General features: G+C 44.2%; 23 protein-coding genes and 2 pseudogenes. 13 read left to right on the plus strand and 12 right to left on the minus strand.

From position 1 onward, the window contains the following. Nucleotides 1-63: 63 nt before the first annotated feature. Entirely contained in the window at nt 64-1,557 is a 1,494-nt protein-coding gene (locus H6G03_RS00575; RefSeq protein WP_456057553.1) for a M16 family metallopeptidase, read from the minus strand. 867 nt (nt 1,558-2,424) lie between these two features. Between H6G03_RS00575 and H6G03_RS00580 the strand changes: the two genes are divergently transcribed. Beyond that, nucleotides 2,425-3,039, plus strand: a complete 615-nt coding sequence (locus H6G03_RS00580; protein WP_190460979.1) for a TetR/AcrR family transcriptional regulator — start codon at nt 2,425-2,427, stop codon at nt 3,037-3,039. A gap of 64 nt (nt 3,040-3,103) precedes the next feature. Here the strand turns inward: H6G03_RS00580 and H6G03_RS00585 are convergent. After that, nucleotides 3,104-3,552, minus strand: a pseudogene (locus H6G03_RS00585) (DUF4332 domain-containing protein). 75 nt (nt 3,553-3,627) lie between these two features. On the opposite strand from H6G03_RS00585, the gene H6G03_RS00590 reads away from it, so the two are divergent. After that, nucleotides 3,628-5,085: an aminopeptidase P family protein gene (locus H6G03_RS00590; RefSeq protein WP_242056904.1), complete on the plus strand. Its 1,458-nt coding sequence runs from the start codon at nt 3,628-3,630 to the stop codon at nt 5,083-5,085. Nucleotides 5,086-5,585: 500 nt separating this feature from the next. Here H6G03_RS00590 and H6G03_RS00595 read toward each other — a convergent pair whose 3' ends face one another. Further along, nucleotides 5,586-5,804 (minus strand): acyltransferase family protein, encoded by a 219-nt coding sequence (locus tag H6G03_RS00595; RefSeq protein ID WP_190460980.1) that lies wholly within the window; start codon nt 5,802-5,804, stop codon nt 5,586-5,588. 275 nt (nt 5,805-6,079) lie between these two features. Between H6G03_RS00595 and H6G03_RS00600 the strand changes: the two genes are divergently transcribed. Continuing rightward, the gene (locus H6G03_RS00600; protein ID WP_190460982.1) at nt 6,080-6,442 is read left to right on the plus strand and encodes a hypothetical protein; all 363 of its coding nucleotides are present in this window, start codon (nt 6,080-6,082) and stop codon (nt 6,440-6,442) included. 16 nt (nt 6,443-6,458) lie between these two features. Here H6G03_RS00600 and H6G03_RS00605 read toward each other — a convergent pair whose 3' ends face one another. Together H6G03_RS00605 and H6G03_RS00610 are read right to left on the minus strand one after the other, a co-directional pair. Beyond that, the gene (locus tag H6G03_RS00605; protein WP_190460984.1) at nt 6,459-7,142 is read right to left on the minus strand and encodes a Uma2 family endonuclease; all 684 of its coding nucleotides are present in this window, start codon (nt 7,140-7,142) and stop codon (nt 6,459-6,461) included. Between the two features lie 78 nt (nt 7,143-7,220). Next, nucleotides 7,221-7,766 carry a hypothetical protein gene (locus H6G03_RS00610; RefSeq protein WP_190460986.1) on the minus strand — a complete coding sequence of 182 codons (546 nt, stop codon included), beginning with the start codon at nt 7,764-7,766 and terminating at the stop codon, nt 7,221-7,223. Nucleotides 7,767-7,934: 168 nt separating this feature from the next. On the opposite strand from H6G03_RS00610, the gene H6G03_RS00615 reads away from it, so the two are divergent. Continuing rightward, nucleotides 7,935-8,489, plus strand: a complete 555-nt coding sequence (locus tag H6G03_RS00615) for a hypothetical protein (protein WP_190460987.1) — start codon at nt 7,935-7,937, stop codon at nt 8,487-8,489. Nucleotides 8,490-8,542: 53 nt separating this feature from the next. Here H6G03_RS00615 and H6G03_RS38615 read toward each other — a convergent pair whose 3' ends face one another. Then, entirely contained in the window at nt 8,543-8,677 is a 135-nt protein-coding gene (locus tag H6G03_RS38615) for a hypothetical protein (protein WP_255512152.1), read from the minus strand. A gap of 74 nt (nt 8,678-8,751) precedes the next feature. Here H6G03_RS38615 and H6G03_RS00620 point away from each other — a divergent pair, with 74 nt between their 5' ends. Next, a complete protein-coding gene (locus H6G03_RS00620) occupies nt 8,752-9,045 on the plus strand; it encodes a hypothetical protein (RefSeq protein ID WP_190460989.1) in 294 nt (97 codons plus the stop codon). Continuing rightward, nucleotides 9,042-9,332: pseudogene (locus tag H6G03_RS00625) on the plus strand (type II toxin-antitoxin system RelE/ParE family toxin). The gene H6G03_RS00620 and the pseudogene H6G03_RS00625 overlap by 4 nt, the downstream one beginning before the upstream one ends. Nucleotides 9,333-9,421: 89 nt before the next feature. Here the strand turns inward: H6G03_RS00625 and H6G03_RS00630 are convergent. Genes H6G03_RS00630 through codB form a run of 3 tightly spaced genes read right to left on the minus strand, consistent with a single transcriptional unit; the run spans nt 9,422 to nt 12,309 of the window. Next, entirely contained in the window at nt 9,422-10,813 is a 1,392-nt protein-coding gene (locus tag H6G03_RS00630) for an AtzE family amidohydrolase (RefSeq protein WP_190460991.1), read from the minus strand. Next, complete coding sequence (locus H6G03_RS00635; RefSeq protein ID WP_190460993.1) at nt 10,810-11,013, minus strand: DUF4089 domain-containing protein; 204 nt, start codon at nt 11,011-11,013, stop codon at nt 10,810-10,812. Before H6G03_RS00635 ends, H6G03_RS00630 begins: the two co-directional genes overlap by 4 nt. A 15-nt stretch (nt 11,014-11,028) precedes the next feature. Then, on the minus strand, nt 11,029-12,309 hold the full coding sequence (gene codB / locus H6G03_RS00640) for a cytosine permease (RefSeq protein WP_190460995.1): 1,281 nt from the start codon (nt 12,307-12,309) through the stop codon (nt 11,029-11,031). 148 nt (nt 12,310-12,457) lie between these two features. Here codB and H6G03_RS00645 point away from each other — a divergent pair, with 148 nt between their 5' ends. From H6G03_RS00645 to H6G03_RS00670, 6 genes are all read left to right on the plus strand, one after another. Continuing rightward, on the plus strand, nt 12,458-12,874 hold the full coding sequence (locus tag H6G03_RS00645) for a hypothetical protein (RefSeq protein ID WP_190460998.1): 417 nt from the start codon (nt 12,458-12,460) through the stop codon (nt 12,872-12,874). 494 nt (nt 12,875-13,368) lie between these two features. After that, on the plus strand, nt 13,369-14,874 hold the full coding sequence (locus H6G03_RS00650) for an ATP-binding protein (protein WP_190461000.1): 1,506 nt from the start codon (nt 13,369-13,371) through the stop codon (nt 14,872-14,874). After that, the gene (locus tag H6G03_RS00655) at nt 14,865-15,338 is read left to right on the plus strand and encodes a response regulator (RefSeq protein WP_190461001.1); all 474 of its coding nucleotides are present in this window, start codon (nt 14,865-14,867) and stop codon (nt 15,336-15,338) included. The genes H6G03_RS00650 and H6G03_RS00655 overlap by 10 nt, the downstream gene beginning before the upstream one ends. Before the next feature lie 17 nt (nt 15,339-15,355). Beyond that, nucleotides 15,356-18,115 carry a PAS domain S-box protein gene (locus H6G03_RS00660; protein WP_190461003.1) on the plus strand — a complete coding sequence of 920 codons (2,760 nt, stop codon included), beginning with the start codon at nt 15,356-15,358 and terminating at the stop codon, nt 18,113-18,115. Between the two features lie 51 nt (nt 18,116-18,166). Further along, nucleotides 18,167-19,639 carry a hypothetical protein gene (locus tag H6G03_RS00665; RefSeq protein ID WP_190461005.1) on the plus strand — a complete coding sequence of 491 codons (1,473 nt, stop codon included), beginning with the start codon at nt 18,167-18,169 and terminating at the stop codon, nt 19,637-19,639. A gap of 9 nt (nt 19,640-19,648) precedes the next feature. After that, nucleotides 19,649-19,882, plus strand: a complete 234-nt coding sequence (locus H6G03_RS00670) for a hypothetical protein (protein WP_190461007.1) — start codon at nt 19,649-19,651, stop codon at nt 19,880-19,882. Between the two features lie 6 nt (nt 19,883-19,888). Here H6G03_RS00670 and H6G03_RS00675 read toward each other — a convergent pair whose 3' ends face one another. The 3 genes from H6G03_RS00675 to H6G03_RS00685 all read right to left on the minus strand — a co-directional run bounded on the left by H6G03_RS00675 (nt 19,889) and on the right by H6G03_RS00685 (nt 22,027). Beyond that, entirely contained in the window at nt 19,889-21,082 is a 1,194-nt protein-coding gene (locus H6G03_RS00675; protein WP_190461009.1) for a GUN4 domain-containing protein, read from the minus strand. Nucleotides 21,083-21,242: 160 nt separating this feature from the next. Continuing rightward, complete coding sequence (locus H6G03_RS00680) at nt 21,243-21,521, minus strand: hypothetical protein (RefSeq protein ID WP_190461012.1); 279 nt, start codon at nt 21,519-21,521, stop codon at nt 21,243-21,245. Between the two features lie 11 nt (nt 21,522-21,532). Beyond that, the gene (locus H6G03_RS00685) at nt 21,533-22,027 is read right to left on the minus strand and encodes an ureidoglycolate lyase (RefSeq protein ID WP_190461013.1); all 495 of its coding nucleotides are present in this window, start codon (nt 22,025-22,027) and stop codon (nt 21,533-21,535) included. A gap of 116 nt (nt 22,028-22,143) precedes the next feature. Between H6G03_RS00685 and H6G03_RS00690 the strand changes: the two genes are divergently transcribed. Next, complete coding sequence (locus H6G03_RS00690; RefSeq protein ID WP_190461015.1) at nt 22,144-23,235, plus strand: BMP family protein; 1,092 nt, start codon at nt 22,144-22,146, stop codon at nt 23,233-23,235. Nucleotides 23,236-23,407 lie beyond the last annotated feature (172 nt).

A 23,407-nucleotide genomic window follows, 5' to 3' on the forward strand; every position in this document is an offset into this window, starting at 1 on the left:
TCAAATTTTCCCGGACTCCAATTTTTTTGGTTTTCTGCATCAGTGGCGGTTGCATATCGATCGTCACTCTTTCGGCAGAAGACGCCCAATGGTACGATTTTGGGGTTGGAATGTTGCTTGCGCGACTCGCTGGATATCTGCGGGGGTGACAGCTGCGATCGCATCGAGTTGCTTGAACAAGTTTTTCCAGCTACCGGTTTTAACTTCGTATTCCACTAATGCAGAAGCCATGCCATCATTGGAATTGAGGGTTCCCAACAAACCCGCACGCGCTTGCGTTTTCACCCGATCCAATTCCTCTGCGGATACTGGTTCGGTTTTGAGTCGATCTATTTGCGATCGCAACCCTTTCGCCACTTCGTCAACTGTATGACCGGGAGCTGTCAGCGCGTAAAACAGCATCATTGTAGGATACTTATCCCCTGGAAAACCGCTGAAACCTTGTGCGGTGAGTGCGATTTGCTGCTTTTCTACCAGAGATTTGTACAGGCGGGAAGTCCTACCGTCGCTGAGAATGCTACCGATAATGTCGTAAATCGCGTTATCGGGATGATTCATTGCTGGCCTGTGGTATCCTTCTAAATACCAAGGTTGCGAAGGCAATTGCAAGGTTATTTCTCTGGTTTCGGTTTGTTTTGGTTCCGCAGCTAAAGTTTCCGGTGTTGTCGGTTTGGCTTTGTAGCGACCGAAGTAAGTTTCGGCTAATTTTTTGACTTGTGCGGGGTTGACATCGCCGACAATTGCGATCGTCAATTTGCTGGGGACGTAGTGTGTGTCGAAAAACTCCTGCACGTCTTCTCGCGTCAGATTGCGGATATCTCCGTCATACCCGATGACCGGACGCCGATAGGGATGTACTTTGTAAGCTGTGTCGATAAATGCTTCCAGCATTTTACCGATGGGCGAGTTATCGACGCGCAGGCGTCGTTCTTCTAAGATGACATCTTTCTCTTTATAAAATTCTCGCATCACTGGATCGAGAAACCGTTCCGATTCTAGGGACATCCACAGTTCTAGCTTGTTGGAGGGGAAGCTGTAGAAGTAGCGGGTGGCGTCTGTGGAAGTTGTGGCGTTGAGTCCCTCGCCTCCCGCTTGCTCAACAATGCGACCGAATTCGTTTTGCTTGACTAATTCGGCTGCTTGCGCTTCCACTTTTTTGAATTGGTCTTGTAATTGTGCAACTTCTGCTTCTTTTCCTGTGGCTTTAGCAGCTTGAATTTGTTGCGATAATTTATCGAGATCGTCCAGTAGTGGCTTTTCTGCTGCGTAGTTTTTTGTGCCTATGCGCGTGGTTCCTTTGAAAGCCAAATGTTCCAGAAAGTGCGCTACACCTGTTTTTCCATCTGGCTCGTTTGCACCGCCGACATCAGCATAGGTGAGAAAAGAAACTACTGGTGCTTGATGTCTTTCCAAAACGATGAATTTCATGCCGTTATCGAGCCGAAACTCTGTCACTCGCTGCATGACTCGATCTAAATACGGCTGAATTGATGCAGCTGCTACTATGTTATGGGTACGCGCTAAAGCTGCTTGTGGCCAGAGTCCCAACCACAGCATCCCGACACATAAAAATGTGGCGATCGCTTGACGCCACCAGCTTTTTTTTATTTGCATTGTCAACTGAAGTAACCACCCAGGCAATATCATAGATCTATTAAATTTTTTCCTTTACAACAGATGAATTTGGACGCTGACGCTTTTTTTTCATTTTGCACGGACACGCAGATCGAATCCGGCATTGAAATTAAGGTACGTCGATCATTATAGCTGATTTTAATTACTTAACGCACCAAGAGATTTTTTTAATCTATAATTATTGATTTTCATCTTTATAGCAGATCTAAATGTATTCTATAATCTCGCGCTCGCTCCTAAGATTTACATTTTAAAACTTTTCATTGTTCATTGTTGATGTTTGATAGCAATTACTCTTAATTATGAACTATAGACTATGAACTTATGACAATCCTTATTGTTGAGTGGTGCGTTTAAAATTTTACATTGCCTATAATTAAATAATTAATCTACCAGTTATACCAGAAGAATTACCAAAATACACTGGAGAAATGTAAATTTTTGTATAAACATTTAAGCGGGGAGAAAATGCTTATTTAAAGCTGATATATTCCTAAGTAAGATGAGAAACTAGGGCTAGTAAAGAGATGTATAGAAATTTTACAGTTAAGCAGATTTGTTAAGTTACCGGGCTCAGATACGGGCGAAAGAAGCAAAAGGGGGATAAGATGAAAAAATTATAGCTTCTCTAAGTGGCGACACCTGCGGTTGGTGCTGCGTTAGTCTCCAGATGAAATGGAGAAAGATGATCTGATTGAGTAAAAGTTAAGGCGCGATCGCAGCTGGGAGACCAGGAAATAAAGCCAATAGAATGACTTCGGGTTGTATACAGGAAACAAGAAGAATTATATGGGAATTTTGCAGCGAACCACTCAGTCAGAAGAAGCGACGCGCACTCGCATCGTCAAAGCAGCGCAAAAGTTGTTTGCCCGTCAAGGTTATGATGGTACGACGACTCGCGATCTGGCGGCGGCAGCGGGAGTAGCAGAAGGAACTTTGTTTCGACATTTTGCCAACAAAAAGGCGATTTTGGTGGAAGTGGCGACAGAGGGATGGGTAGAAATACTAACCGATTTGCTGACAGAACTGAGCGAAATGGGCAGTTACGAAGCTGTGGCGCAGGTAATGCGACGGCGGATGATGAATTTTCACTCGAATGCCGATATGATGCGGGTTTGCTTTATGGAAGCCCAATTTCACCCAGATTTGCGCGATCGCGTGCAGTCGGAAGTAATTGCCAAAATGACGGATGTAGCCGAAGCATTCTTTGAAACGGCGATGGATAGAGGTATTTATCGCCGGATGAACCCAAAAATTGTCGCGCAGGTGTTTGTGGGAATGTTTGCGATCGCAGGTTTTAGCCACGATACCATTATGGAGCCAGGAGCTTCACCCCAAGCCATCAAAGAAATGGCAGAGGGAATTGCCGACATTTTTCTCAACGGCGTACTGGCTAAAAGTTAGCGCCTTTTGGCTAAATCGAGATCGATCGGCGATGGGAAATAGCAAACAATCCAAAATCCAAAATCTAAAATCTAAAATCCAAAATCGATCGCGCTTGTTGAATCCACAAAGAAATTTGCTCTACAGAAGGACAGAGGTCGCGGCGCTGCATCGTGGCTACCTGAAATCGCAAAATTTGTTGGTGCAATCTGTGGGGGGAATCTGAGCCAGTTGGGGTACAGAACAAACACCAACGTGCAATAATAGTCCGCAATAATGGCAGCCCACCCTGGGGACGCGAACCAGATCCGCCAAAGCCACCCATTGATTAACCTACTGAACGTGGATCTGTAACTGATTCGCCAGTGCCTGCCTACTAGCGGGAGAATTGGCCCAAAGCATTAGCTGCCCAGTCGTGGCAATGCCGCATTCCAGCAGTTGAGACTGGTTCTTGCGGCTTAACCCAGGCAGTTGAGCGATCGGCCAATCCCCAAGCAGCATAGCGCTTTCACAATTGTTGGGTTTAAAAGACATCTTTAATCAGTCTGCCGAATTTAGAGTCTTTTGATATTCTGACAAGAGTGAGATGCTCCCGGATTGTACCTTTCTATGATGCAAGTCACGACCGAGATGCCTATTGCCTTGGACATAGCTTCGCTAACGGCGTCGCTAAAAAATTCTCATTCTGACACGCTTGGTGAAGCCAAAACCCTGGCAGACACACTCCGCAAGCGGCGGAAGCGACTTTTCGAGCTGATTGATTTCCCTGTGGTTCTCTGGTCAGGATGCGCCCCATCTCGCAATTATCCGGCAAATAAATTGCCATTCCGCGCCAGCAGTCACTTTCTCTATTTTGCGGGACTACCCCTGGAAAATGCGGCAATTCGCATGGAGGCAGGCAGACTGGAACTGTTTGTGGATGACCCCAATCCGGACGATTTCCTGTGGCACGGAAAACAGCCTACGCGAGAGGAGATTGCTGAGTTGATCGGGGCTAACACAGCTCACCCGATGGGAGAACTGAGGTGGCGATCGCAAGGTTGTGCGACAATTCCAGTGCAGGATGTGATGCTCAACCACCAACAGTCTGGTACACTCAATCGCTGGTTGTACTCGGCATCTTCCCTGAGTTGGATTGACTGGGATTTAGCATACGCGATCGTCAAATTGCGCCTTCAGCACGATGCCGGTGCTTTGACAGAATTGCAAAAAGCGGCTGCTACTACGGTTGACGCTCATAAATCCGGGATGGCTGGAACGCGACATTGCAAAACGGAAGCAGAAGTGCGATCGGCAATGGAAAGCGTCATCACAGCTCGGAACATGACTTGTGCTTACAACAGTATTGTCACGGTTCGCGGGGAAGTTCTCCACAACGATCGCTATCACAATCCCCTGCAACCGGGAGATTTGCTACTGGCGGATGTAGGTGCGGAAACGGCGATGGGTTGGGCATCTGATGTGACCCGCACTTGGCCGGTTTCTGGCAGGTTTTCCCCCACTCAACGCGCTATTTACGAAGTGGTACTGGCAGCTCGCGATGCTTGCATTTCTAAGATACGTCCCGATGTGGAGTATAAGGATATTCATATGCTAGCCGCAACTACTCTCACCCAAGGGCTGCTGGATCTGGGCATCATGAAGGGGGATGTGGAAGAATTGGTGGAAATGGACGCTCACACGGCGTTTTTCCCTCACGGCGTCGGTCATCTCATCGGTTTGGATGTCCACGATATGGAGGATTTGGGAGATTTGGCTGGGTACGAGCTGGGACGAATTCGCAGCGATCGTCCCGGTTTGAAGTTCCTGCGTCTGGATCGACCTCTACAAGCTGGTATGCTGGTGTCGATCGAACCCGGTTTTTATCAAGTACCGTCGCTTTTGAATTACCCAGACAAACGCGAACAATATCAAGAAGTTGTCGATTGGGATCGTCTGGCTGAGTTTTCTGATGTGCGAGGAATTCGCATTGAAGATGATGTGTTAGTCACCGAGTCGGGTAGCGAGATAATCACAGCCGATTTGCCGTCTCACCCAGATGCGATCGAGCATTTTATGGGTGGGTAATCGGTAATTGGTAATGGGTAATGGGTAACGGTAAAAAATTTTTACCATTCCCAATTACCTGTTATCTTTTATTTAGCTCATCCACTAACCGACGCTTTTAGACGATCGCGAGCTTAATGCCCAATTTAGATTTCTTGTTTACTGTTGAGGTTTTTTTCTAGTAATCTTTTAGCTATGCTCTGTCTGTAGGCTTCTATCGGTTCTACCAGTAGTTTAATTAACAAAATAGCAAGCCCAGTTGTTCAAAACAAAGTCGCGATTCCTAAAAAGTTATTCAAAATCCAATCCTGTTGCCCTTGGAGTACTTTTTTTAAGAAAGTACTTAATTGCAAAAACATTACAATATCTTGGCCAAATATAAAAACGTTAGTAAATAATAAATAAATTTTTGAAAATATGTTTAGGGATTGCCAATTAGCCATCCAACTTTGTAAGAAAAGACCTCCTCCAAGTAAGTAAGAATGCAGTAAAGAAAAAATTATCACCAAAAGTATCACGGCCTAATAAGCAGGAAATAATCTTACCAACCTACTTTTCATAAATGCTTTATAAGAACCCTTGCCGACATATTTTTTAGTTAAAATTAAAGCCATATAAAAACCAGAGATTATAAAAAATGATTGTGCGGCTATCTGACCGCCGACAAGCTTGATACCGGCGATAGGCTGGGAGTGAAAAATCAGAACGCTAACTGCTAAAATAAATCTCAAAAATCCCATGATTACCTCCGAGCGAACTTAATAAAGAAATGAATTTGCACGCTGCCAATATAGCTACAATACAATATAATAGTCAAGCTGCGTTGTCACTTAGATAATTTAAACTTAATGATGCGGGGCACAAACAAATATAAAATTCGATGGATATAAGAATCGCAGCAATTGTCAGGTGTTGCAACTTGGTATTATTAAGCAGAAACTTGAGTAACTGCGGTAAAATTATAAATTAAGTCAGGTTAAATCAGACATTATCACACATAAGCGAGCAAACAACGATGAATAAACTACTCTTTTCCGGCGTGCTTATAAGTACAATTTTTTCAGTGCAATTGTCATCTTTTGCACAATCATTGCCCAGACTGCGGCGAAACATGAATTACGCGCAAGCTAGGACGATGTTAATTCAGCGAGGATGGCGACCTGTTGTTAATCCCGAACAAGTTAACAATCCAAATCGCAGCGGTGTCATTGATTATTTAATCAAAAAAGGCTACACAGAAGTTCTCGATTGTTCTGGAACGGGATTAGGTCTTTGTCTGTTTCAATTTAGGAATGCTAGAGGGCAAAATCTGTTTGTATCGACGGCAAATAACGAGCCTCGACAACAAAGCACGATCTATGATTGGAGGATAGAATAAACAATTTTATGCAATTTTAACTATCACCCGTCGCTCGACTATCCAAAATTTCTCTAATTCTCTGCCGAAATAACCGCACTACACTTCTTTGTCCAATAGACCTACTTTGTTCGATCAAACTTGGAATTTCACTTATTGGTAAAAAGGGAAAGGCTAAACTTTGTTCGCACTGTTCGTATCCTCCCTCAATTCGTCGATAAACTAAAAGTGTTTTCTTTGTATATCGCCACAATTCGGTTACGCCTAAAGCTGAATAAATAGCTTGTTTATTAACAGAAGAACTGGTATAATCTGATTCTATCGCTAAATCCGGTGGTGGATCGCCAGGAAGAATAATTTCTTCTCTTCCTCTCACTTCTGCTTCGTTTTGAATGTAAAAACAGGAGTCAGGTTCGATCGCGTTTGTTAAATCTTCTCGTTCCAGTGTTAGCGACCCGGCTTTCAGTACTTCGATACCGAGTTCGTCTGCAATTGCTTCGATAAAGCTTTCTAGTAAACCCTTGGGAAGTTCGTGTTCTAATAACGGCATTCTAATTTCCAATACTCCTCGATCGTAAGCAATTCTCCAAGCGCGATCGTCTCCTACTTCTGACATCAATTTTTTGTATGTTTCCCAACTAACGCCTTTCATCACCACTCTGCTTTCTCTGGCGCTTGCAGGAACGGTTTGTTCGACTAAATTTTTGTTTGTCGTTACCATATTAACTGCTCTCGATCGAGCTTTATATTGCTGCCGTAAATTAGCTGTTTACTATTCTAACGCAACTTGCAAATTAGATTAACTATGGTGCGTCAGAACTTCCTCCAGAGGCAAATCGAGAACTTGGGCAATTTGCTCTGCTGTTAAGCCAATTTTTATCAATCGCGGTATTGTTTCCAGTTTAGCTTGTTTTCTGCCTGTTTCGAGCTTGTTAGACTTGCCGTTAACAGATGTAGCTTCTTTTCCAAGAAATTCCAAATTTCCTAACTCTGATTTTTCATTTACTTCTGAAGGATTGGAACAGTTATTAATACTACCACCAATAACATAATGACCGATAATTTGACTTTTATACTTAGATTTATCAATTCCCAATCTTTCGACACAAGCCCGGAAATTTGACTTATTCAAATCTTCTCCCAAAGCTTCAGAAAGAAGTTGCCAAAGCGCATAAGCTTCATCTTTAGCGTGACCTCGCGTACATTGATATTCTTTGGCAATATCCGCGTATTTCCGATCGCTGATAACGCCTTTGATAATTGCTCTTTGCAGACTATCGAGGTGCTTACCCGTTTGAGCGAAAACGAGTTCGTCCAAATACTTTAACACCTCTGTTGTGTCCATAGCCCTTAAGTCAAAGCCTACTTTATCCGTTATTATCCGCTATAATCCGCCCATTGTAAACATATTTAATAAAACTCCCGTCTTTATCCGTCTTTTTCCGCCAACCATAAGTGATGACACGGTTGAGATGCTGGGAATAAAGTAAAAAGATTACTCAAAGGGGAATTTATGCTCAAAAAAGTAACAATCCTATCTTTGGCAATGATTGGTTTTTCGACAGTTCCTGTATCTGCTGATGGTTTGTTTTCAACTTCAAACTTGAAGATTGGAGATGTCAACATTTCAATCAATAATGAAGGTAAAGTACTGACTAAAACTGAGGCAAGTACGGGAAAATGGTTAGGTGAACAGAAGTTCGGGCAGTTTTATGGCATGATGTGGGTGCCTGAGCATAATGTTCTCTTTGTAGCAGGTGTTCTAGAAGGTGGTAATCGACCTGTATTGGTCAAAATTAAATCCACAGGCGGCGGTGGGCGAAATATGTTTGGTGTTAAACCAGATGGCGGCTCAGTTTCTGGATATAACTATCGATTGGGTTCGCAGTTCGTACAAGTCAAGAATATGAGCTACAACGGTAGTTTGCAAGTTGACAACGGTTCGGGGGTTGTCTACCGGATTGCAGGTGTGGGTGGTGGTGGATACAATATGTTTGCGCTCGTCAACGAAACAACTTGTCAGAGTTTACCAAATTATAACTACTTTATGGGTTGCAGCTACTATTAATAGCACGGCGATCGTTCTCCCACTTACTCTACCAACACAGGAGGCGATCGCTTTTATAGAGCGGTCAAATAACACTCGTAGGCGATCGCTTCTTTAATTAGATGAAACGAGTTTGAGCAATTATCTGTGGGATGAGAATGCCAAAAACTATCCTGTCCGACATAGGTTTGGAGTTTAATACCGTTCATCGGCTGGTTATCGAATTAATTGTAAGCTGGCTTTGCTTCCAGTATAATAAGAGAACAAGTTAAAAATTCGGATTATGAGCCAAACTACTGCTTCAATCAACGCTAAATTGATTGACTCTCTCGCTCAAATTATCCTTTCTCTTACAGACGAAGAGCGGCGAATTTTAGCGCAAAAAGTTCAGTATCCATCCTTGTCTGGTGAGGAACTTCAAAATCAAAGAGAAGCTTTACAGCGTGACATCGCAATAGGTATGGAACAACTTAAGAATGGAGAGTACGCTGAGTACGATGATTCTACACTACCTAATTTGCTTGAAACCATCAAGATGCGGGGCAAGCAGCGGCTCGATCGGGAGCAATCCCAGTGAACCGGTACCGTTTGTCATAGCAAGCAGAGCAAGACTTAGAAGATATTTGGGTTTACCTGAAACAGCAAGATGAACTCTTAGCTGACAAACAGATTGCCCAAATTTTGGATCGACTTCCCATGTTGTCTCAGTTTCCTAAAATAGGTAACCAACGCGACGATCTGGTGGCAGGACTCAGGAGTTTTCCTGTTAAGCCATACATTATCTTTTACAATAAAATTGCAGATGGTATTGAAGTTGTCAGAGTTTTACACCAAGCCAGAGACATTGATAACTTGTTTCCATAATTGAACTATGAAGGCGATCGCTTTTAGAAACCGGGTTTCTTGTTTATAGCTAAATCTGAAAGCCTCTCATTTCTATGGTATTTCATCAATTATCTTTGTATTACTGGCGCACTCACAATTCCTTGCGCTTCCAAAAATGCCGCTACTCTTAAAACTAACGCTTCGTTGTAAGGTGCGGCAATAATTTGCACCCCCAAAGGCATATTGCCTTCGCGCTGAATGGGAACAGAAATAATAGGTAAACCGATAAATGATAAAGGTTGGGTAAATCTACCCAAATTGGGACGAACTAACATTTCTTCCCCGGCAATTACCATTTTTTCTTGTCCGATGGGAGGCGCAATGCAGGGTGTTGCGGGGGCGAGAATTATATCGACATTTTCAAAGATTTCCCGAACGCGATCGCGATACCACTGCCTAAACCGCTGTGCTTGAATATACCAGCTTGCCGGAATTAACGCACCTGCCAAAAACCGATCGCGTGTTGCCGGATCGAAATCGTTCGGGCGCGATCGCAAATCTTTCAAGTGTAAATTAGCACCTTCACTAGCTGTGATTACAAAAGCTGCTGCCCTTGCTCTCTCTGCTTCCGGTATCGTCACCCTATCTTTTACACCCAAAGCACTGGCAACTTTTGCTACTGCCTCTAACGCTTCCGGTTCCGCACCCCTGGCAAAATAATCATCTGCCACAGCAATTCGCAAATTCTCAATCCCCAGATTTAGCTGCGGCAAACAGCGTTCTGGCGGACGAGTTGTGCAAACCGGATCTGCCGGATCTGCGCCTTGAAGCACATCAAAAACTGCGGCAAGATCGCGCACCGACCGAGCAAACGGCCCAATATGGTCGAAACTGCCCGCAAATAATGCCGATCCCGCTCTTGACAAACGACCGTAAGTAGGCTTTAAACCGAAGATGCCGCAAAAAGCTGCGGGTACGCGAATGGAACCGTTGGTATCGGAACCGAGACTGATGGCCACTAAACCAGCCGCAACCGCAGCAGCAGAACCGCCAGAGGAACCGCCAGCGACTCGGTTGAAATCGTGGGGGTTGTGGGTAGCGCCGTAATGGCTGTTTTCGGTCACAAAACCGTAGGCGTACTCATCCATATTAGTAGCGCCCACCAGTACCGCACCGGCTTGTCTGAGTCTGGCGACGGCGGTAGCATCGCAGGTAGCAGGGGGTTTTGCGGCGTTAATTTTTGACCCTGCCAAAGTAGTTATACCGGCGATATCCAATAAATCTTTAACTGCGATCGGCACACCTGCCAATATACCTGGGTCTTTGCCTTCCGCAATTTGACGATCGATTGCTTCTGCATCTGCCAAGGCGCTATCTGCCATCACAGTAGTAAAACAATTCAACCTCTGATTGCCATCGGCAATTCGACTTAATGCAGCTGCAACGATCGATTTGGCGGAAACTTCCTGTTCTCGGACTACAGAGGCAATTTGAATGGCATCGGGATAGGCTTGGATCATGGTGTAAATATTGTAGCGGCTTCGATTTCATCGGGCAGGGGAAATTCGTTGACCAGTTGGGCAACTTGGGCAATTCTAGTCATGTTGGCGATTATACCCGGTTTGTATTCCGGATCGATGGGCAAATCGATTAACTCTGCCATGCGATCGACATATTCAGCTATTTGGCGATTGGGGATGAGGGATGGGGAATCTGGCATAGGGGATGAAGAATTTCAAGATGATAAATAAGCGATGATTTTGCTAGCTAAAAAGTGAATGATTATGGCGGCGACGATGCCGTTGATAGGTTTAATGCCGGGGGAGAAGAGCGCGATCGCACTTGCTACCCCGTAAGCAGAAATCCCCGCCCAATTAAATGCCGATCGCGCTTTTTCTGGGTCGGGAAACTTGCCTTGATGAACTAGCCAGTAATCGGACACAATCACGCCGCCGATGGGTGGAATAAAAGTTCCCAGCCAAATCAGATAAGGAATCAGCATTTTGTATATGCCTCCCAAAGATAGCAGCAGCGCTAATATTGCACTACCCACAAAAAAAGCCATTCGCTTATTTTTGTGAAATACCTCAGTACTTATTGCGGAGAAAGCAGCGATCGCGTTATCTTGTGTTGTCCACATATTGACAAACAACAGCAGCAAACCTGCAAATAGCAATTCCTGATTGCCGATCACCTGCACAATATCGACATTGTTGTAAAACAGCGCATTAAAAGCACCGCACAGCATTAGAAACCCATTCGCAAAGAAGAATGCCACTATAACGATGATTACATCTTGAATTCGTATTTTAGGGAAATCAGGATTATGATAAATTTGAGTAGCACCTGCAATAAACAGACCGATAACGAAGGTTAATATCTGACCGTATGCTAATTGTCTTGCCGGTGCGAGTACTTGTAAACTTTCCATCCCGCCGACTTTAGTCATGACGATCGCCACACTCCAGAACATAGCGAAAAGTGCTGTAGAGACGGCAATACGGCTGAGCCAATCCATGACTCGATAGCCAATATAAGCGGTAATGCAAAACAAATAAGTACAAACTAAAATAGTTAACCAATTTAAGAAAATGGGTACACCCAGCAATTTATTTAGCAACTGAGCAATTATAGCTGAACCCCACACATACCAGCCAATTTGCGTGAAACTCAGCATAAACTCAACCCACTGAGAACCGACCTTGCCGAAACTAAACCTTGCCATCAGCGCCGTGCTGAGTCCGCTTTTGGCAGCAATGTAAGCGAGTGCGGCAGCATAGATACCCAAGATCGAGTTACCGATCGCGATCGATCCCAGCAGATCCGTCCAAACGCTGTATTCTGGGCCAACAAAGATTCCTGCGAATAAGGTGCCTGAGTATAAGGTAAAACCCATCAGCAGGAGCGCCAGCGACCACATAGGCTTACGCACATCCCATCCAAAGGTTTTGAGGGGGTGGTCTTCATTGGCTGGCGATGGCGTAAGCAAGTTTTGTTCTGATTTTTTACTCACCATCTGACTTGTTAGGTTAGATGCACTTAAATGCACTTAGATGGCGCGTCGCGCCAGATCAAGGGTATTTTGACATACTTTCCCACCAAATCAAAGTTATGGTAGTTAGGTTTGAACCTACTTACAACCTAGAAACAGGAGGCAAATGAATATGAATCGGATCAAAAAAGTATCTCTATATTTAAGTGCAGGTGCAATCGGAGCATTGGTAAATAGTTTGGTGGTATGGTTATCGGGAGCTACCAAACTAACCGCTCTATTGGGAGCATCTCTTGCACCAGATCTGACGCCACCTTGGTTGTATCAAAGGATAACTTGGGGAGCAATTTGGGGATTGCTATTTTTTTTCCCAATCGGGATTACAGGTAATCCAAGGCGATCGCTAATTCTGCGAGGCTTGTTGGTGTCACTTGGCCCCATACTGGCGCAACTATTTTTGTTTTTCCCTGCCAGCGGCAAAGGTTTGCTGGGCTTACAATTAGGAGTTACCGTACCCTTTTTGGTAATTTGCTTTAACGCTGTCTGGGGATTGGTGGCAGCAACTTGGATATGGGCAGCACAACTGTAGCGCCTGTGTGGGTGCGATCGATCTTCTCCAAAGCTACAACACTAGAGATTAACGGTTTTCCCCTAGATGGGACATATAAAAATTAGATGTCGGTTAGCTTGAAGCACGACTTCCCGATCGACTCAACAGATATGCGTGCGCGATTTGAGCGATCGCTCTCGTACATCGTCAATAATTAGTGAGCGGAAACAGTCCTTTCAATTAGTTTCCATCGCACCGATTCTCTTCCGCTTAGTTTGGTAATAATTATTCTAATAAGGCTACCGATCGCAGTTAGCTGGTAGGTCATCGCGAATCAAAAAAAACTTCTAATCTTATCACGTTATCCCTAATAAACCAAAATATTTTCAACAATATTCCAGATCTGGGAACAGATACATCTTAAGAAATAATTAAAATATAAGCCGTAGGGTTAATGCCGAATACAATTCATCCACCTTAAGGTAAAAAAAGTTTCGTTAAAGGTGGGTAGATTATTTCAATCAGAGAAATTCATGTCAAATCTAACACGATCTCAGATTCAGCGCTACGGGGTGGCAGTGCTGGCTGTTGGGGTGGCGCTGCTGCTGATGCTGCTGCTAGACCCCTGGATAGCCATGAAAAAGACGCCTTTCATACTGTTCTTTGGAGCTGTAATGGTAAGCGCCTGGTACGGTGGCATGGGGCCAGGATTGTTAGCTACCTTGTTGTCGGCGGTACTTAGCACTTTTTTCTTTTTACATCCCATCTCTCCCTTGACTCTGGATGCGAGCGACAGCGCCCGACTGCTATTGTTTGTAACGCAAGGGATACTGTTTAGCGCGTTGTGTAATGCGCTACAAACGGCTAATTGGCGGCTCTTCATAAACTTGATGAAGCTACAAGCAAGCGAGGAACGGTATCGTCGTTTGGTAGATACTGCCAACGAAGGCATTTGCACAATAAATCGGGAAGGACGAATAGACTACGTTAATGGGCGTATGGCGGAAATGTTGGACTACAGGGTAGAGGAAATACTCGATCGCCCTGTGTTGGAGTTTATGGAAAAAGAATCCCGGCTGGAAGCACAGGAGAAGGAGTGGCTATCTAAACAAGATCGCACACAACAACAGGACATTTGTTTTCGCCGCAAAGATAGTACCCAACTATGGGCGATTGTCTCCACTAATACGATTGTGAGCGAAAAAGGTGAGTTTTTGGGTACGCTGCTGACGATCGCAGACGTGACCGATCGCAAACAAGCAGAAGCCGAAATCAAACAACTCACAGAAAATTTGGAACAAAGAGTAAAGGAGCGTACCGCACAACTGGAAGCAACTAACAGCGAACTGGAATCTTTCTCCTATTCTGTCTCGCACGATTTGCGTGCGCCGCTGCGTCATATTAGCGGTTTTGTAGAGCTGCTGCTGAAACGGGTTAACTCCACAGGAACTATAGATGAAACCAGCCAGCGCTATCTCAAAACTATCGCAGAAACGTCAAAAAAAGCGGGAATCCTCGTAGATGACTTGTTGGCATTTTCCCGTATGGGGCGCACGGAAATGCGCTACACCTTAATTGATATGAATCAATTAATTAGAGAAGTTAAACGCGATATAGAAATGGAAACCAACGGACGTACTGTAGTTTGGCAAATTGAGGAATTACCAGCAGTACAAGGCGACCTTTCCATGATACGCCTAGTTTTACAGAATCTGATCGGCAATGCAGTTAAATATACCCAGACACGCTCGCAAGCCGAGATTGCCATTGGCAGCACCAGCAAAGAAAATGAAGTTGTGTTCTTTGTCCGCGATAATGGTGTAGGGTTCGATATGCGTTACGTACAGAAACTTTTCGGTGTGTTTCAACGCTTGCACAGTGAGGAAGAGTTCCAGGGAACTGGCATCGGATTGGCCAATGTCCGTCGAATTATCCATCGTCATCGAGGACAAACTTGGGCGGAAGGTACACCAGATCGAGGTGCGACCTTCTATTTTTCCTTGCCAAATCTGACAGCACAGGAGGCTGAATGGAATTAAAGCGAATTCTCCTAGTTGAAGACAGCCCGCAAGATGTAGAACTAACCTTGGCAGCCCTAGCTGAAAATCATTTAGCTAACGAAGTAATCGTGGTGCGCGATGGTGAGGAAGCGCTCGATTATCTTTATCGACGGGGAATTTTTAAACTGCGTTTGGAAGGCAATCCTGTCGTGGTGTTGCTGGATTTGAAATTGCCCAAGGTGGACGGATTGGAAGTACTAACACAGTTAAAGTCCGATGCGACTTTGAAAAAAATACCGATCGTGATGCTAACTTCTTCCCGCGAGGAAAAAGATTTGCTCAAAAGCTACGATTTGGGAGTAAATGCTTATGTAGTAAAGCCGGTAAACTTTGCAGAATTTGTTAACGTTATTAAAGAAGTAGGGCTTTTCTGGGCTGTGGTAAATCAGCCGCCACCCGGTTCCATGCCTCCCGTATCCAATGTTCAGCAATTAAGAGCTTGACGATAGGTTGGTGTCTCGTGAAAGTACTGCGTATTCTCCTGCTAGAAGATAGTCTGCTAGATGCAGAACTAATTTATACCAATCTTAAGGATGCTGGTATTGATTGCGATTTGGTGCGCGTAGAAACGCGGGGTGACTTTGTGGCGGCGCTGGAAAAAAACACTTTCGATCTGATTCTGGCAGACTACGCCCTCCCAGCGTTTGATGGAATTTCCGCTTTGGAAATTGCTCGCACTACATATCCGCAAGTGCCATTCATCTTTGTATCTGCTACTCTGGGTGAGGAACTGGCGATCGAAACTCTCAAAAACGGCGCTACAGACTATGTGCTGAAACAACGGTTAGGAAGGCTTGGCCCATCGGTACGTCGCGCTCTCAACGAAGCTAGGGAACACGCTCACCGCTTAAAGGCAGAATCTGCACTCCGAAATGCTCTGCAAAAACTCACTTTCCATGTCGAAAATTCACCGCTGGCAGTCGTAGAGTGGGATCGCAATTTTCGCATATCTTGGTGGTCTAAAGAAGCGGAAAGAATATTCGGTTGGTCTGCGGCGGAAGTCATAGGGAAAAAATTTTATGAGTGGGACTTCATTTATAATGAAGATATTGAATATGTTAATAGTATTATCAATAATTTAATCAATGGTATCTCAGAAAGCAATACTTCAAACAACCGCAATTATACAAAAAATGGAGATGTTATCTATTGCGAATGGTACAACTCGGCGCTCTTAGATGAATCGCGAAATTTAGTCTCTGTTATGTCTCTTGTTTTGGATGTGACGGAGCGCAAGCGGGCAGAAGAAGAACGCTATCGTCGCGAACAAGAGTTTAAAGCTTTGGCGGAAAATTCGCCCGACATTATTGCACGCATCGATCGAGGATTGCGTCACGTTTATGTGAACCGGGCAATAGAAAAAGCAACGGGAATGCCGCCAGAAGTATTCATCGGTAAAACTCACGCCGAACTGGGATTTCCCAAAGAAATTTATACTGACTGGCAAACGTACATCAAAGAAGTATTTGAAACAGGGATTGAGAAGACTTGGGAATTTGATTTCCCCACACCGAATGGAACACGTTACTATCAAGCTCGCGTGGTGCCAGAGTTGGCTATGGATGGTTCGATCGAATCTGCACTTGGCATTACCACTGATGTGACTGAGTACAAGCTAACAGAGGAATCACTGCGTCAAAGCGAAGCGCGATTCCGAAGTGTGTTTGAATCGAAGATGATCGCGATGGGTTTCTGGGATAAAAACGGTTACGTCAGTGATGCGAACGATGCTTTTCTGGAGTTAATCGGATATAGTCGGTCAGATTTTTTCGCGAAAAAATTGCATTGGAAAGATATCACGCCACCAGAATATATTGCCAGGGAAGGGCTAAATAATAAAGATATTTCACAGTTTGGTTCTTGCGCTACTTACGAGAAAGAATACATTCGCAAAGATGGCAGTTATGTCCCGGTTTTACTTGGTGGTGCCAGTTTTGAGGATACTTCGTCCGGTGGGGTTTTCTTTGCGATCGATTTGACAGAGCGCAAGAAATTGGAAAATCGCTTACGGCAACAAGCTGAGGAATTAGCGCAAGCAAATCGGATTAAGGATGAGTTTTTGGCGGTGTTGTCTCACGAGTTGCGCTCGCCTCTCAATCCGATTATGGGTTGGGCAAAGCTGCTGCGAAGTCGCAAGTTTGATGAGGAAACCACTGCTAAAGCAATTGAAACGATCGAGCGCAATGCTAAGGTACAAACTCAACTGATTGAAGATTTGCTAGATGTTTCCCGCATCATGCAGGGAAAAATCAACTTAAATATATGTTCTGTTAATTTAAAATCGACTATCGAGGCGGCGATCGAAACTGTAAGCCTTGCGGCTGAAGCCAAGTCAATTCAAATTCAGCGTGCGATCGATCCCAACGTTGTCTTAGTTTCGGGCGATCCGAACCGTTTGCAGCAAGTTGTCTGGAATTTGCTCTCTAATGCCATTAAATTTACACCAGAAGGAGGCCGCGTCGAAATTCGACTGGAACTGGTTCGCGATTCAAAACACTCAACAATCGACAATGAACAATTCCCCACAAACAATTATGTGCAAATCAAGGTAAGCGACACGGGGAAAGGTATCAGTGCTGACTTTCTACCTTATGTTTTTGATTATTTCCGTCAAGCGGATTCTTCTAGTACCAGAAAGTACGGCGGACTCGGACTTGGTTTGGCAATTGTGCGCCGCCTACTGGAGTTGCACGGCGGAAGTGTCTGTGCAGAAAGTCCGGGAGAAGGACTGGGAGCAACTTTTACCGTCAAGCTACCCTTGCTTAAACAGCGCGTTCCACTCACAAGCCAGTCGCCAGCCAAAACTCCCCAATCGCCAGTTAGCAGTCCCCTCAATGGTTTGCGGGTACTTGTAGTTGATGATGATGCTGACTCTCGCGAATTTCTGACTTTTGTACTGCAAGAATATGGTGCCCAAGCGACGGCTGTAGGGTCGGCGGCGGAAGGGTTGGAAGCTGTTTGCAAGTTGAAACCGGATGTACTGGTGAGCGATATTGGGATGCCGGGGGAAGATGGTTATAGTTTAATCCGCAAGGTGAGGGCGCTGGATGCAAAGGAAGGGGGAGAGACGCCTGCTGTTGCTCTGACGGCGTATGCTAGAGATGAAGATTGCAAACTAGCTTTGAAGCTAGGGTTCCAGATGCACGTAGCCAAGCCTGTTGAGCCAGCCGAGTTAGTTAAAGTGGTGGCAAAGTTAGGTGGTGGCGCTGAAAATTTGTGAGTTTGGCGATCGCTTCGATCTAAAAAATATAAATATGGGGAGTATTTACAATTGAAACTGGGAGTGTTGTGGCAATATTTAGGCTGTGCGGCAGTTTACTACCCCAAGCTGGCTAAAGTTACTGGCGGCGTTACGGCTGCTATTTTGTTTTGGCATATTTTCGAGCGGCAATCTCAATTGTGCAATACCGATGAGTGGGTAAAAATTAATGTTGATGAAGTTGAAGAAAAAACAGGTTTAAATAGTACCGAACAGAGACTGGCAAGGAAAAAATTGTTGGAGCGATCGCTCCTCAAAGAACGACTGGTTACCGATGACAACACTGTAGAATATTGGGCAGATATTGACGCTCTTGAAGCGCAATGGGAGGGATTTTGCCAGTCAGATTCTCGCGTTTCTTCAGATAATGAAGCCAAGGTTGAAGCAATACCTGCAAACAACGGTGACTCAACCAAAACAACGGCTGGAGACGCTTCGTATATTCTTGGTATACATATTAAAAATGATAAATTTTTCCCCACACAGCGTCAGCCGATCGCAGTCAAAGTTACAGATGATTATCGGTTTAATGGCCCTTGGGAATCTCCAGAACAATTTGAAGAATTTCAAAGAGCTTTATTGACATATTTCAACAAACATGGAGTGACTAACCCTACGGCATGGGTATTTAAAATTGTCGATGGGCTGACAAAAGGTTTGATCTCTCCATTTTGGGATGAATTTGTGTCTGGATTACCGCTGGGCTCGACTCAAAATCCTCTTTTTATCAAAAACGAAGATTACAATCAATATAGGGTTCCTTGGCAATCCGCCGAGCAATTTCAGTCGTTTCAGCGAGCCTTGTTAGAATATGCTAAAACCGAGGGATTTGAAAACCCTTCGGGATGGGTTTATAAAATTGTAGCTAATATCAGAAAAGGGGAAGTGTCTCCATTTTGGGATGAATTTATCAGAGGAATTCCGCTGGGAGAAAGTCAAAAAATCAAACGCGATTGGGAGATTGAAGCGGGTGTACCGTATCCGGCGTTTGAGGAAGAACGGATTCAATATTACGTTCAAAAAGGAGAACCGTTAGAACAAGCAGTAGCGAAAGCGCGTGCCGAATTGAGAGATCCGGTGTTGGGAAAAGATTTGTGGGAGGGTTTTTTGAGAAAGTGCGATCGCATTGCGGATGAAGCAATTAAAGCCAAAAGTTTGGGAATTACAACGCCATATCTGCCACCATCTTTCTCAGATAAACCGCAAGTTACCAAAGAAAGTGTTATGCAGAAGCTGAATGCGATCGCACCTCAATTTTCCATCTCATCATCTAGCTACAATTCCCTAAACAATCTGACTTTAGAACAGCAAAACGTTGAGGAAGAAGAATCGGATACCGTTGTCGATGTTCCCAGTCTTGCTTCTTTACAATCAGCTTACAAAACTGCGATGGGTCGAACTCTAGTAGAAAGGCAAATTGCCGAACATCCAGAATGGGGATACGGTATTATTGATGGAGAAGTTGTCGATTTATTTCCTTTCTAAGGTGCTAAAATGAAACAAATTGGTGAGATTGATGCCTTTAATTTAGGACGTCCTATTCCTTCTGACAAGGAAAGAGAAAACTCGCGTCGGGATAGACTTGCACAACAAAGAGAGAATGGCTATCAACAGCTAGCAGAACTTTGTCGTTTAGGCGAATATGATGCCGCCAAACGACTAGCAAACCAAAATCCTCGCTGGGGTTATGAAATAGTTAGCGGTTCAGTCATAGAAAGAGAAGATTGAATATAGCTAAGAAACGCGACAGGTTTTGAGCCTGGTAAACAATGCTGGCAAATAATTATTGAACCGCTCTGATGCCAAATTCATAGCATCAATGGTACAACTACCACAACCAGCAGAACGCTCACTCAGGTAGTCACTCAAGCGCGTCGAAGAAACTCCCACCCAAGGAAAATGACCTACAGGTGCATTGGCTGTATAGTTTAATTCTGTATCTAATTTCCACTGAATTCCTGTTAACTCCATACCAACTGGGTTGTTTTCTGGTAGAGGAGTGTTTCTGCGCCATCCTACTGCTTGACCAAATCTTTCTACTCGCTGTTTTGAGTTATTTGTCCGAGAGCTAATTTGTTGCCAAATTCGCTGTTGTGCGCTGTAACCAAACCGTCTTTGGCTAGCGGTTGACCAAAGGCGATCGATAGTACGCAAATCTTCGCAAGGAAGTTGAGCGAGTACGGTTTTGCTGTCAAATAATAAATCGCCTTTACCATCAACTAATCGAAACATAATTCCTCTAGTTTCCACATCAGCAGCCTGCCAATTACGTTGATTCAAAAAGTTTTGCAAATTGCTGTAATTGATGCGCCACTGCTCAACAGGTTGCGAGGGATTTAGAATATCGAAAGTGAAGCTGTTAACCACTTGTTGAAATACTTGCCGAATGCGATCGCTTTTATTGATGTACGCTACGAGCAACCGGAATACATAGCGATTATCTGGACTGCTGAATAATACGTTATCAGATTCGTAGAGTCCTGTGGAAGTGTAAGCGATCGCTCGTTGTCCGGCGATAGTGAGAGGGCGATCGTCATTCCGGCTTAGTTGACCTTTCCATCTCGCTAAAGGCAACTTTTGGGAGTTATTATAAATGGTAATGCTAATAATTGGTGGCGATTCAGGTAAATTATTAGAGTTAAGATAATCTGCTTGGTTCCAAATTTCTAATACTTGTACTGTAGTAGGCTGACCGGATAACTTTTGTGCAGGTACAATTGTATAACCACTTGGCGAAACAAAACGGAAACCAAAGCGGTTACTCGTATAAAATACATCCCGCATCGTGACAGTATTGCCAGTTGGATTAGCAGCAGTGACTTGAGATACGCTTGGTGGAGTAGATAATCCTGAAAGCTGGGTACTACTCCCTATAGCCAACAGCGTAAATAATGCTATTACCCCAATTCTTTCGCTCTGGCGTTCCATATTCTTAGCTTGGTTACCTTTAATACAAATAATTATGAAGCCTTAACTATTAATTTTGTTCCCTACAAACAATTCTGGCACTCTCATACCAAAGAAGATAAAGGGGGTAGCTAAGGCGGATTTGATATAATTCATGAATTACCCCTACAGTCAAATACCTTTATTGAAAAAATTCTAGTAACTCCCAAAAAGTCATATCGCGGTTTTGTATCCAAAACTGAGTGAGATTGCTTTGGCGGAGGTCAATCAGACAATCATCGGGCAGAAACCTGGCGTCAAGTTCGCTGATAAAATTATCCCAATTTTCCTCATACCAGGGAACTGCTTGCAGCTTTGACGCCCTAATTATTTCGGCTTCGTTAATTTCCTTAAGAGTATTTCCCACTAACGGCGGGAGGTTTAAAAGCTTGGCTAATTTTCTCGCTTCAAATAAGTTCATTGGGAGTGAATTTAAACAATTTCAAACTCTATTCGATCTCTTTCTAAAAAATTGTGAGTGAAATGATCTACCACATTTGTATCGCTGAGTTCTAAATTGTAGAAATCGACAAATTCCCCATCAAAATATGGCCCAGCGTGCCAAGTACCCACCTCTAACTTGATAAAGCAATTTCCTGGAATGCGGAAAGCAGCAATTTCCTCTAACTTCGGTCGATCGATCTCGCGATTGGGAGGCGCTACCGCAATCAACCAATCTTTACCTTCCAGAGAACCGAGACATTGAGTGCATTGCAGGTGGCGCGTGATTTTGTGGAACTTGCGCCCTCTGCGGTGCAGCCTCATAATGTAAAATCGAGGAATGCCATTGTGGAGGTTTAACTGTGCATCCTCTGCATCGAAAAGTTTGCCGTCGTTACTTGCAAAAATAACTTGACCGTAAGGACGAAAGCTTTCTGGCGTAATCGATATAGCCTGTAATTGTTTTAATAAAATTGATTGGCTCATTGGCTCGAATAAGCTAATAACTTTTAATAGTGTATCTGAAAATACGATCTGCTACAATACAAACATTTATTTGTATTAATGATGAGCGATCGCACTCAATCCGCACAAAAACCTCTATGTCTGGAATCTATCGTCGGCGTCAATTCCTTATTTACGCTTCAGCTGCTTTTGGTACCAGTCTACTGCTGAAAGCTTGCGCTAACAGTTCGACTTCCACTTCAAACAACGCAGGCGAGACGCCTGCACCACAAGAGCAAGAGTCTGCGCCACAAGCGAAGCAGAATTTTAAAGTGGCAATTGCCTTACCGGGAATTATCACCGATAAAGCTTGGAATCAAGCAGGTTATGAAGGAGTGAAGGCAATTGAAAAAAATTTGGGAGTCGAAACAGCATACGTTGAAAATGTCGCACAAGCAGATCAAGTAGAAGTTTTGTCAGACTTTGCGCGACGGGGTTACAACTTAATCTTCGCTCACGGCGGACAATTTGATGATGCGATTCGGCAGGTGTCACCGCAATTTTTTCCCGATACTTACTTTGTCGGCGTCAATGGTACAATTAAGGAAAAAAATAGAGCATCTTTGCGGATCGATCACCTGCAAACGAGTTATATTTGCGGTATCATTGGCGCTACTATGACAAAATCAAATAAATTGGCATATTTGGCGGCGCAATCTTTTCAAGCAACTGATGAAGAATTGCGGGGATTTCAGTTAGGCGCTCAATCTGTTAAGCCGGATATTAAGATAACGAGCAGTTATACTGGTGATTGGAACGATGCAGCTAAGGCGAAGGAAGCAACCTTGGCGTTGATTTCTACGGGAGTAGATGTGATTTATCAGTGGTTGGATAATGCTTCTCCCGCCGTACTGCAAACTGCTGCGGAAAAGGGAGTTTATACCTTTGGGAATACAACAGATCAATTCGATATAGCGCCAAAGTCGGTGTTAACAAGTGCGGTGAAGCGGATCGATTTGGGGATTGCTTATTTGGCGGATTTGGCGATTAAGGGTAATCTCAAAGGCGAGATTTATCGGATTGGTTTGGAAAATCCGAAAATTCTTTATCTGGGTAAGTTTGGGGCAATGGTGCCAAAGGATGTGCAGCAAAAGGCAATGCAGGCAGAAAAAGCGATTTTAACTAAAAAAATCATATTTGAGAATTGTCAGGAGAATGGGAAATTTACTCGCTGCTTGAAGAAAGCTTAGCGACACTAGGGAGGCGAATTCGGAAAACCTAACCCCCCAGCCCCCTTCCCTACGAGGGAAGGGGGAGCCGGAAAGAGGAAAAACTTTTCTAGCTGGAAGGGGGAGTTTCATGAAACGTCTCTACAATGTTCAAAGCGGAGCCAATCCAAAATCCTCTCTTGCGAAGGTGGGC

This window comes from Aerosakkonema funiforme FACHB-1375, from assembly GCF_014696265.1.
Classification (GTDB): Bacteria; Cyanobacteriota; Cyanobacteriia; order Cyanobacteriales; family Aerosakkonemataceae; genus Aerosakkonema; species Aerosakkonema funiforme_A.

What these genes read in the sequence shown, in the direction of transcription:
- H6G03_RS00575 (WP_456057553.1), bottom strand. Translation starts at nt 1,557, where the DNA reads ATGCTGTGGTTGGGACTCTGGCCACAAGCAGCTTTAGCGCGTACCCAT.
- H6G03_RS00580 (WP_190460979.1), top strand. Translation starts at nt 2,425, where the DNA reads ATGGGAATTTTGCAGCGAACCACTCAGTCAGAAGAAGCGACGCGCACT.
- H6G03_RS00590 (WP_242056904.1), top strand. Translation starts at nt 3,628, where the DNA reads ATGATGCAAGTCACGACCGAGATGCCTATTGCCTTGGACATAGCTTCG.
- H6G03_RS00595 (WP_190460980.1), bottom strand. Translation starts at nt 5,804, where the DNA reads ATGGGATTTTTGAGATTTATTTTAGCAGTTAGCGTTCTGATTTTTCAC.
- H6G03_RS00600 (WP_190460982.1), top strand. Translation starts at nt 6,080, where the DNA reads ATGAATAAACTACTCTTTTCCGGCGTGCTTATAAGTACAATTTTTTCA.
- H6G03_RS00605 (WP_190460984.1), bottom strand. Translation starts at nt 7,142, where the DNA reads ATGGTAACGACAAACAAAAATTTAGTCGAACAAACCGTTCCTGCAAGC.
- H6G03_RS00610 (WP_190460986.1), bottom strand. Translation starts at nt 7,766, where the DNA reads ATGGACACAACAGAGGTGTTAAAGTATTTGGACGAACTCGTTTTCGCT.
- H6G03_RS00615 (WP_190460987.1), top strand. Translation starts at nt 7,935, where the DNA reads ATGCTCAAAAAAGTAACAATCCTATCTTTGGCAATGATTGGTTTTTCG.
- H6G03_RS38615 (WP_255512152.1), bottom strand. Translation starts at nt 8,677, where the DNA reads ATGAACGGTATTAAACTCCAAACCTATGTCGGACAGGATAGTTTTTGG.
- H6G03_RS00620 (WP_190460989.1), top strand. Translation starts at nt 8,752, where the DNA reads ATGAGCCAAACTACTGCTTCAATCAACGCTAAATTGATTGACTCTCTC.
- H6G03_RS00630 (WP_190460991.1), bottom strand. Translation starts at nt 10,813, where the DNA reads ATGATCCAAGCCTATCCCGATGCCATTCAAATTGCCTCTGTAGTCCGA.
- H6G03_RS00635 (WP_190460993.1), bottom strand. Translation starts at nt 11,013, where the DNA reads ATGCCAGATTCCCCATCCCTCATCCCCAATCGCCAAATAGCTGAATAT.
- codB (WP_190460995.1), bottom strand. Translation starts at nt 12,309, where the DNA reads ATGGTGAGTAAAAAATCAGAACAAAACTTGCTTACGCCATCGCCAGCC.
- H6G03_RS00645 (WP_190460998.1), top strand. Translation starts at nt 12,458, where the DNA reads ATGAATCGGATCAAAAAAGTATCTCTATATTTAAGTGCAGGTGCAATC.
- H6G03_RS00650 (WP_190461000.1), top strand. Translation starts at nt 13,369, where the DNA reads ATGTCAAATCTAACACGATCTCAGATTCAGCGCTACGGGGTGGCAGTG.
- H6G03_RS00655 (WP_190461001.1), top strand. Translation starts at nt 14,865, where the DNA reads ATGGAATTAAAGCGAATTCTCCTAGTTGAAGACAGCCCGCAAGATGTA.
- H6G03_RS00670 (WP_190461007.1), top strand. Translation starts at nt 19,649, where the DNA reads ATGAAACAAATTGGTGAGATTGATGCCTTTAATTTAGGACGTCCTATT.
- H6G03_RS00675 (WP_190461009.1), bottom strand. Translation starts at nt 21,082, where the DNA reads ATGGAACGCCAGAGCGAAAGAATTGGGGTAATAGCATTATTTACGCTG.
- H6G03_RS00680 (WP_190461012.1), bottom strand. Translation starts at nt 21,521, where the DNA reads ATGAACTTATTTGAAGCGAGAAAATTAGCCAAGCTTTTAAACCTCCCG.
- H6G03_RS00685 (WP_190461013.1), bottom strand. Translation starts at nt 22,027, where the DNA reads ATGAGCCAATCAATTTTATTAAAACAATTACAGGCTATATCGATTACG.
- H6G03_RS00690 (WP_190461015.1), top strand. Translation starts at nt 22,144, where the DNA reads ATGTCTGGAATCTATCGTCGGCGTCAATTCCTTATTTACGCTTCAGCT.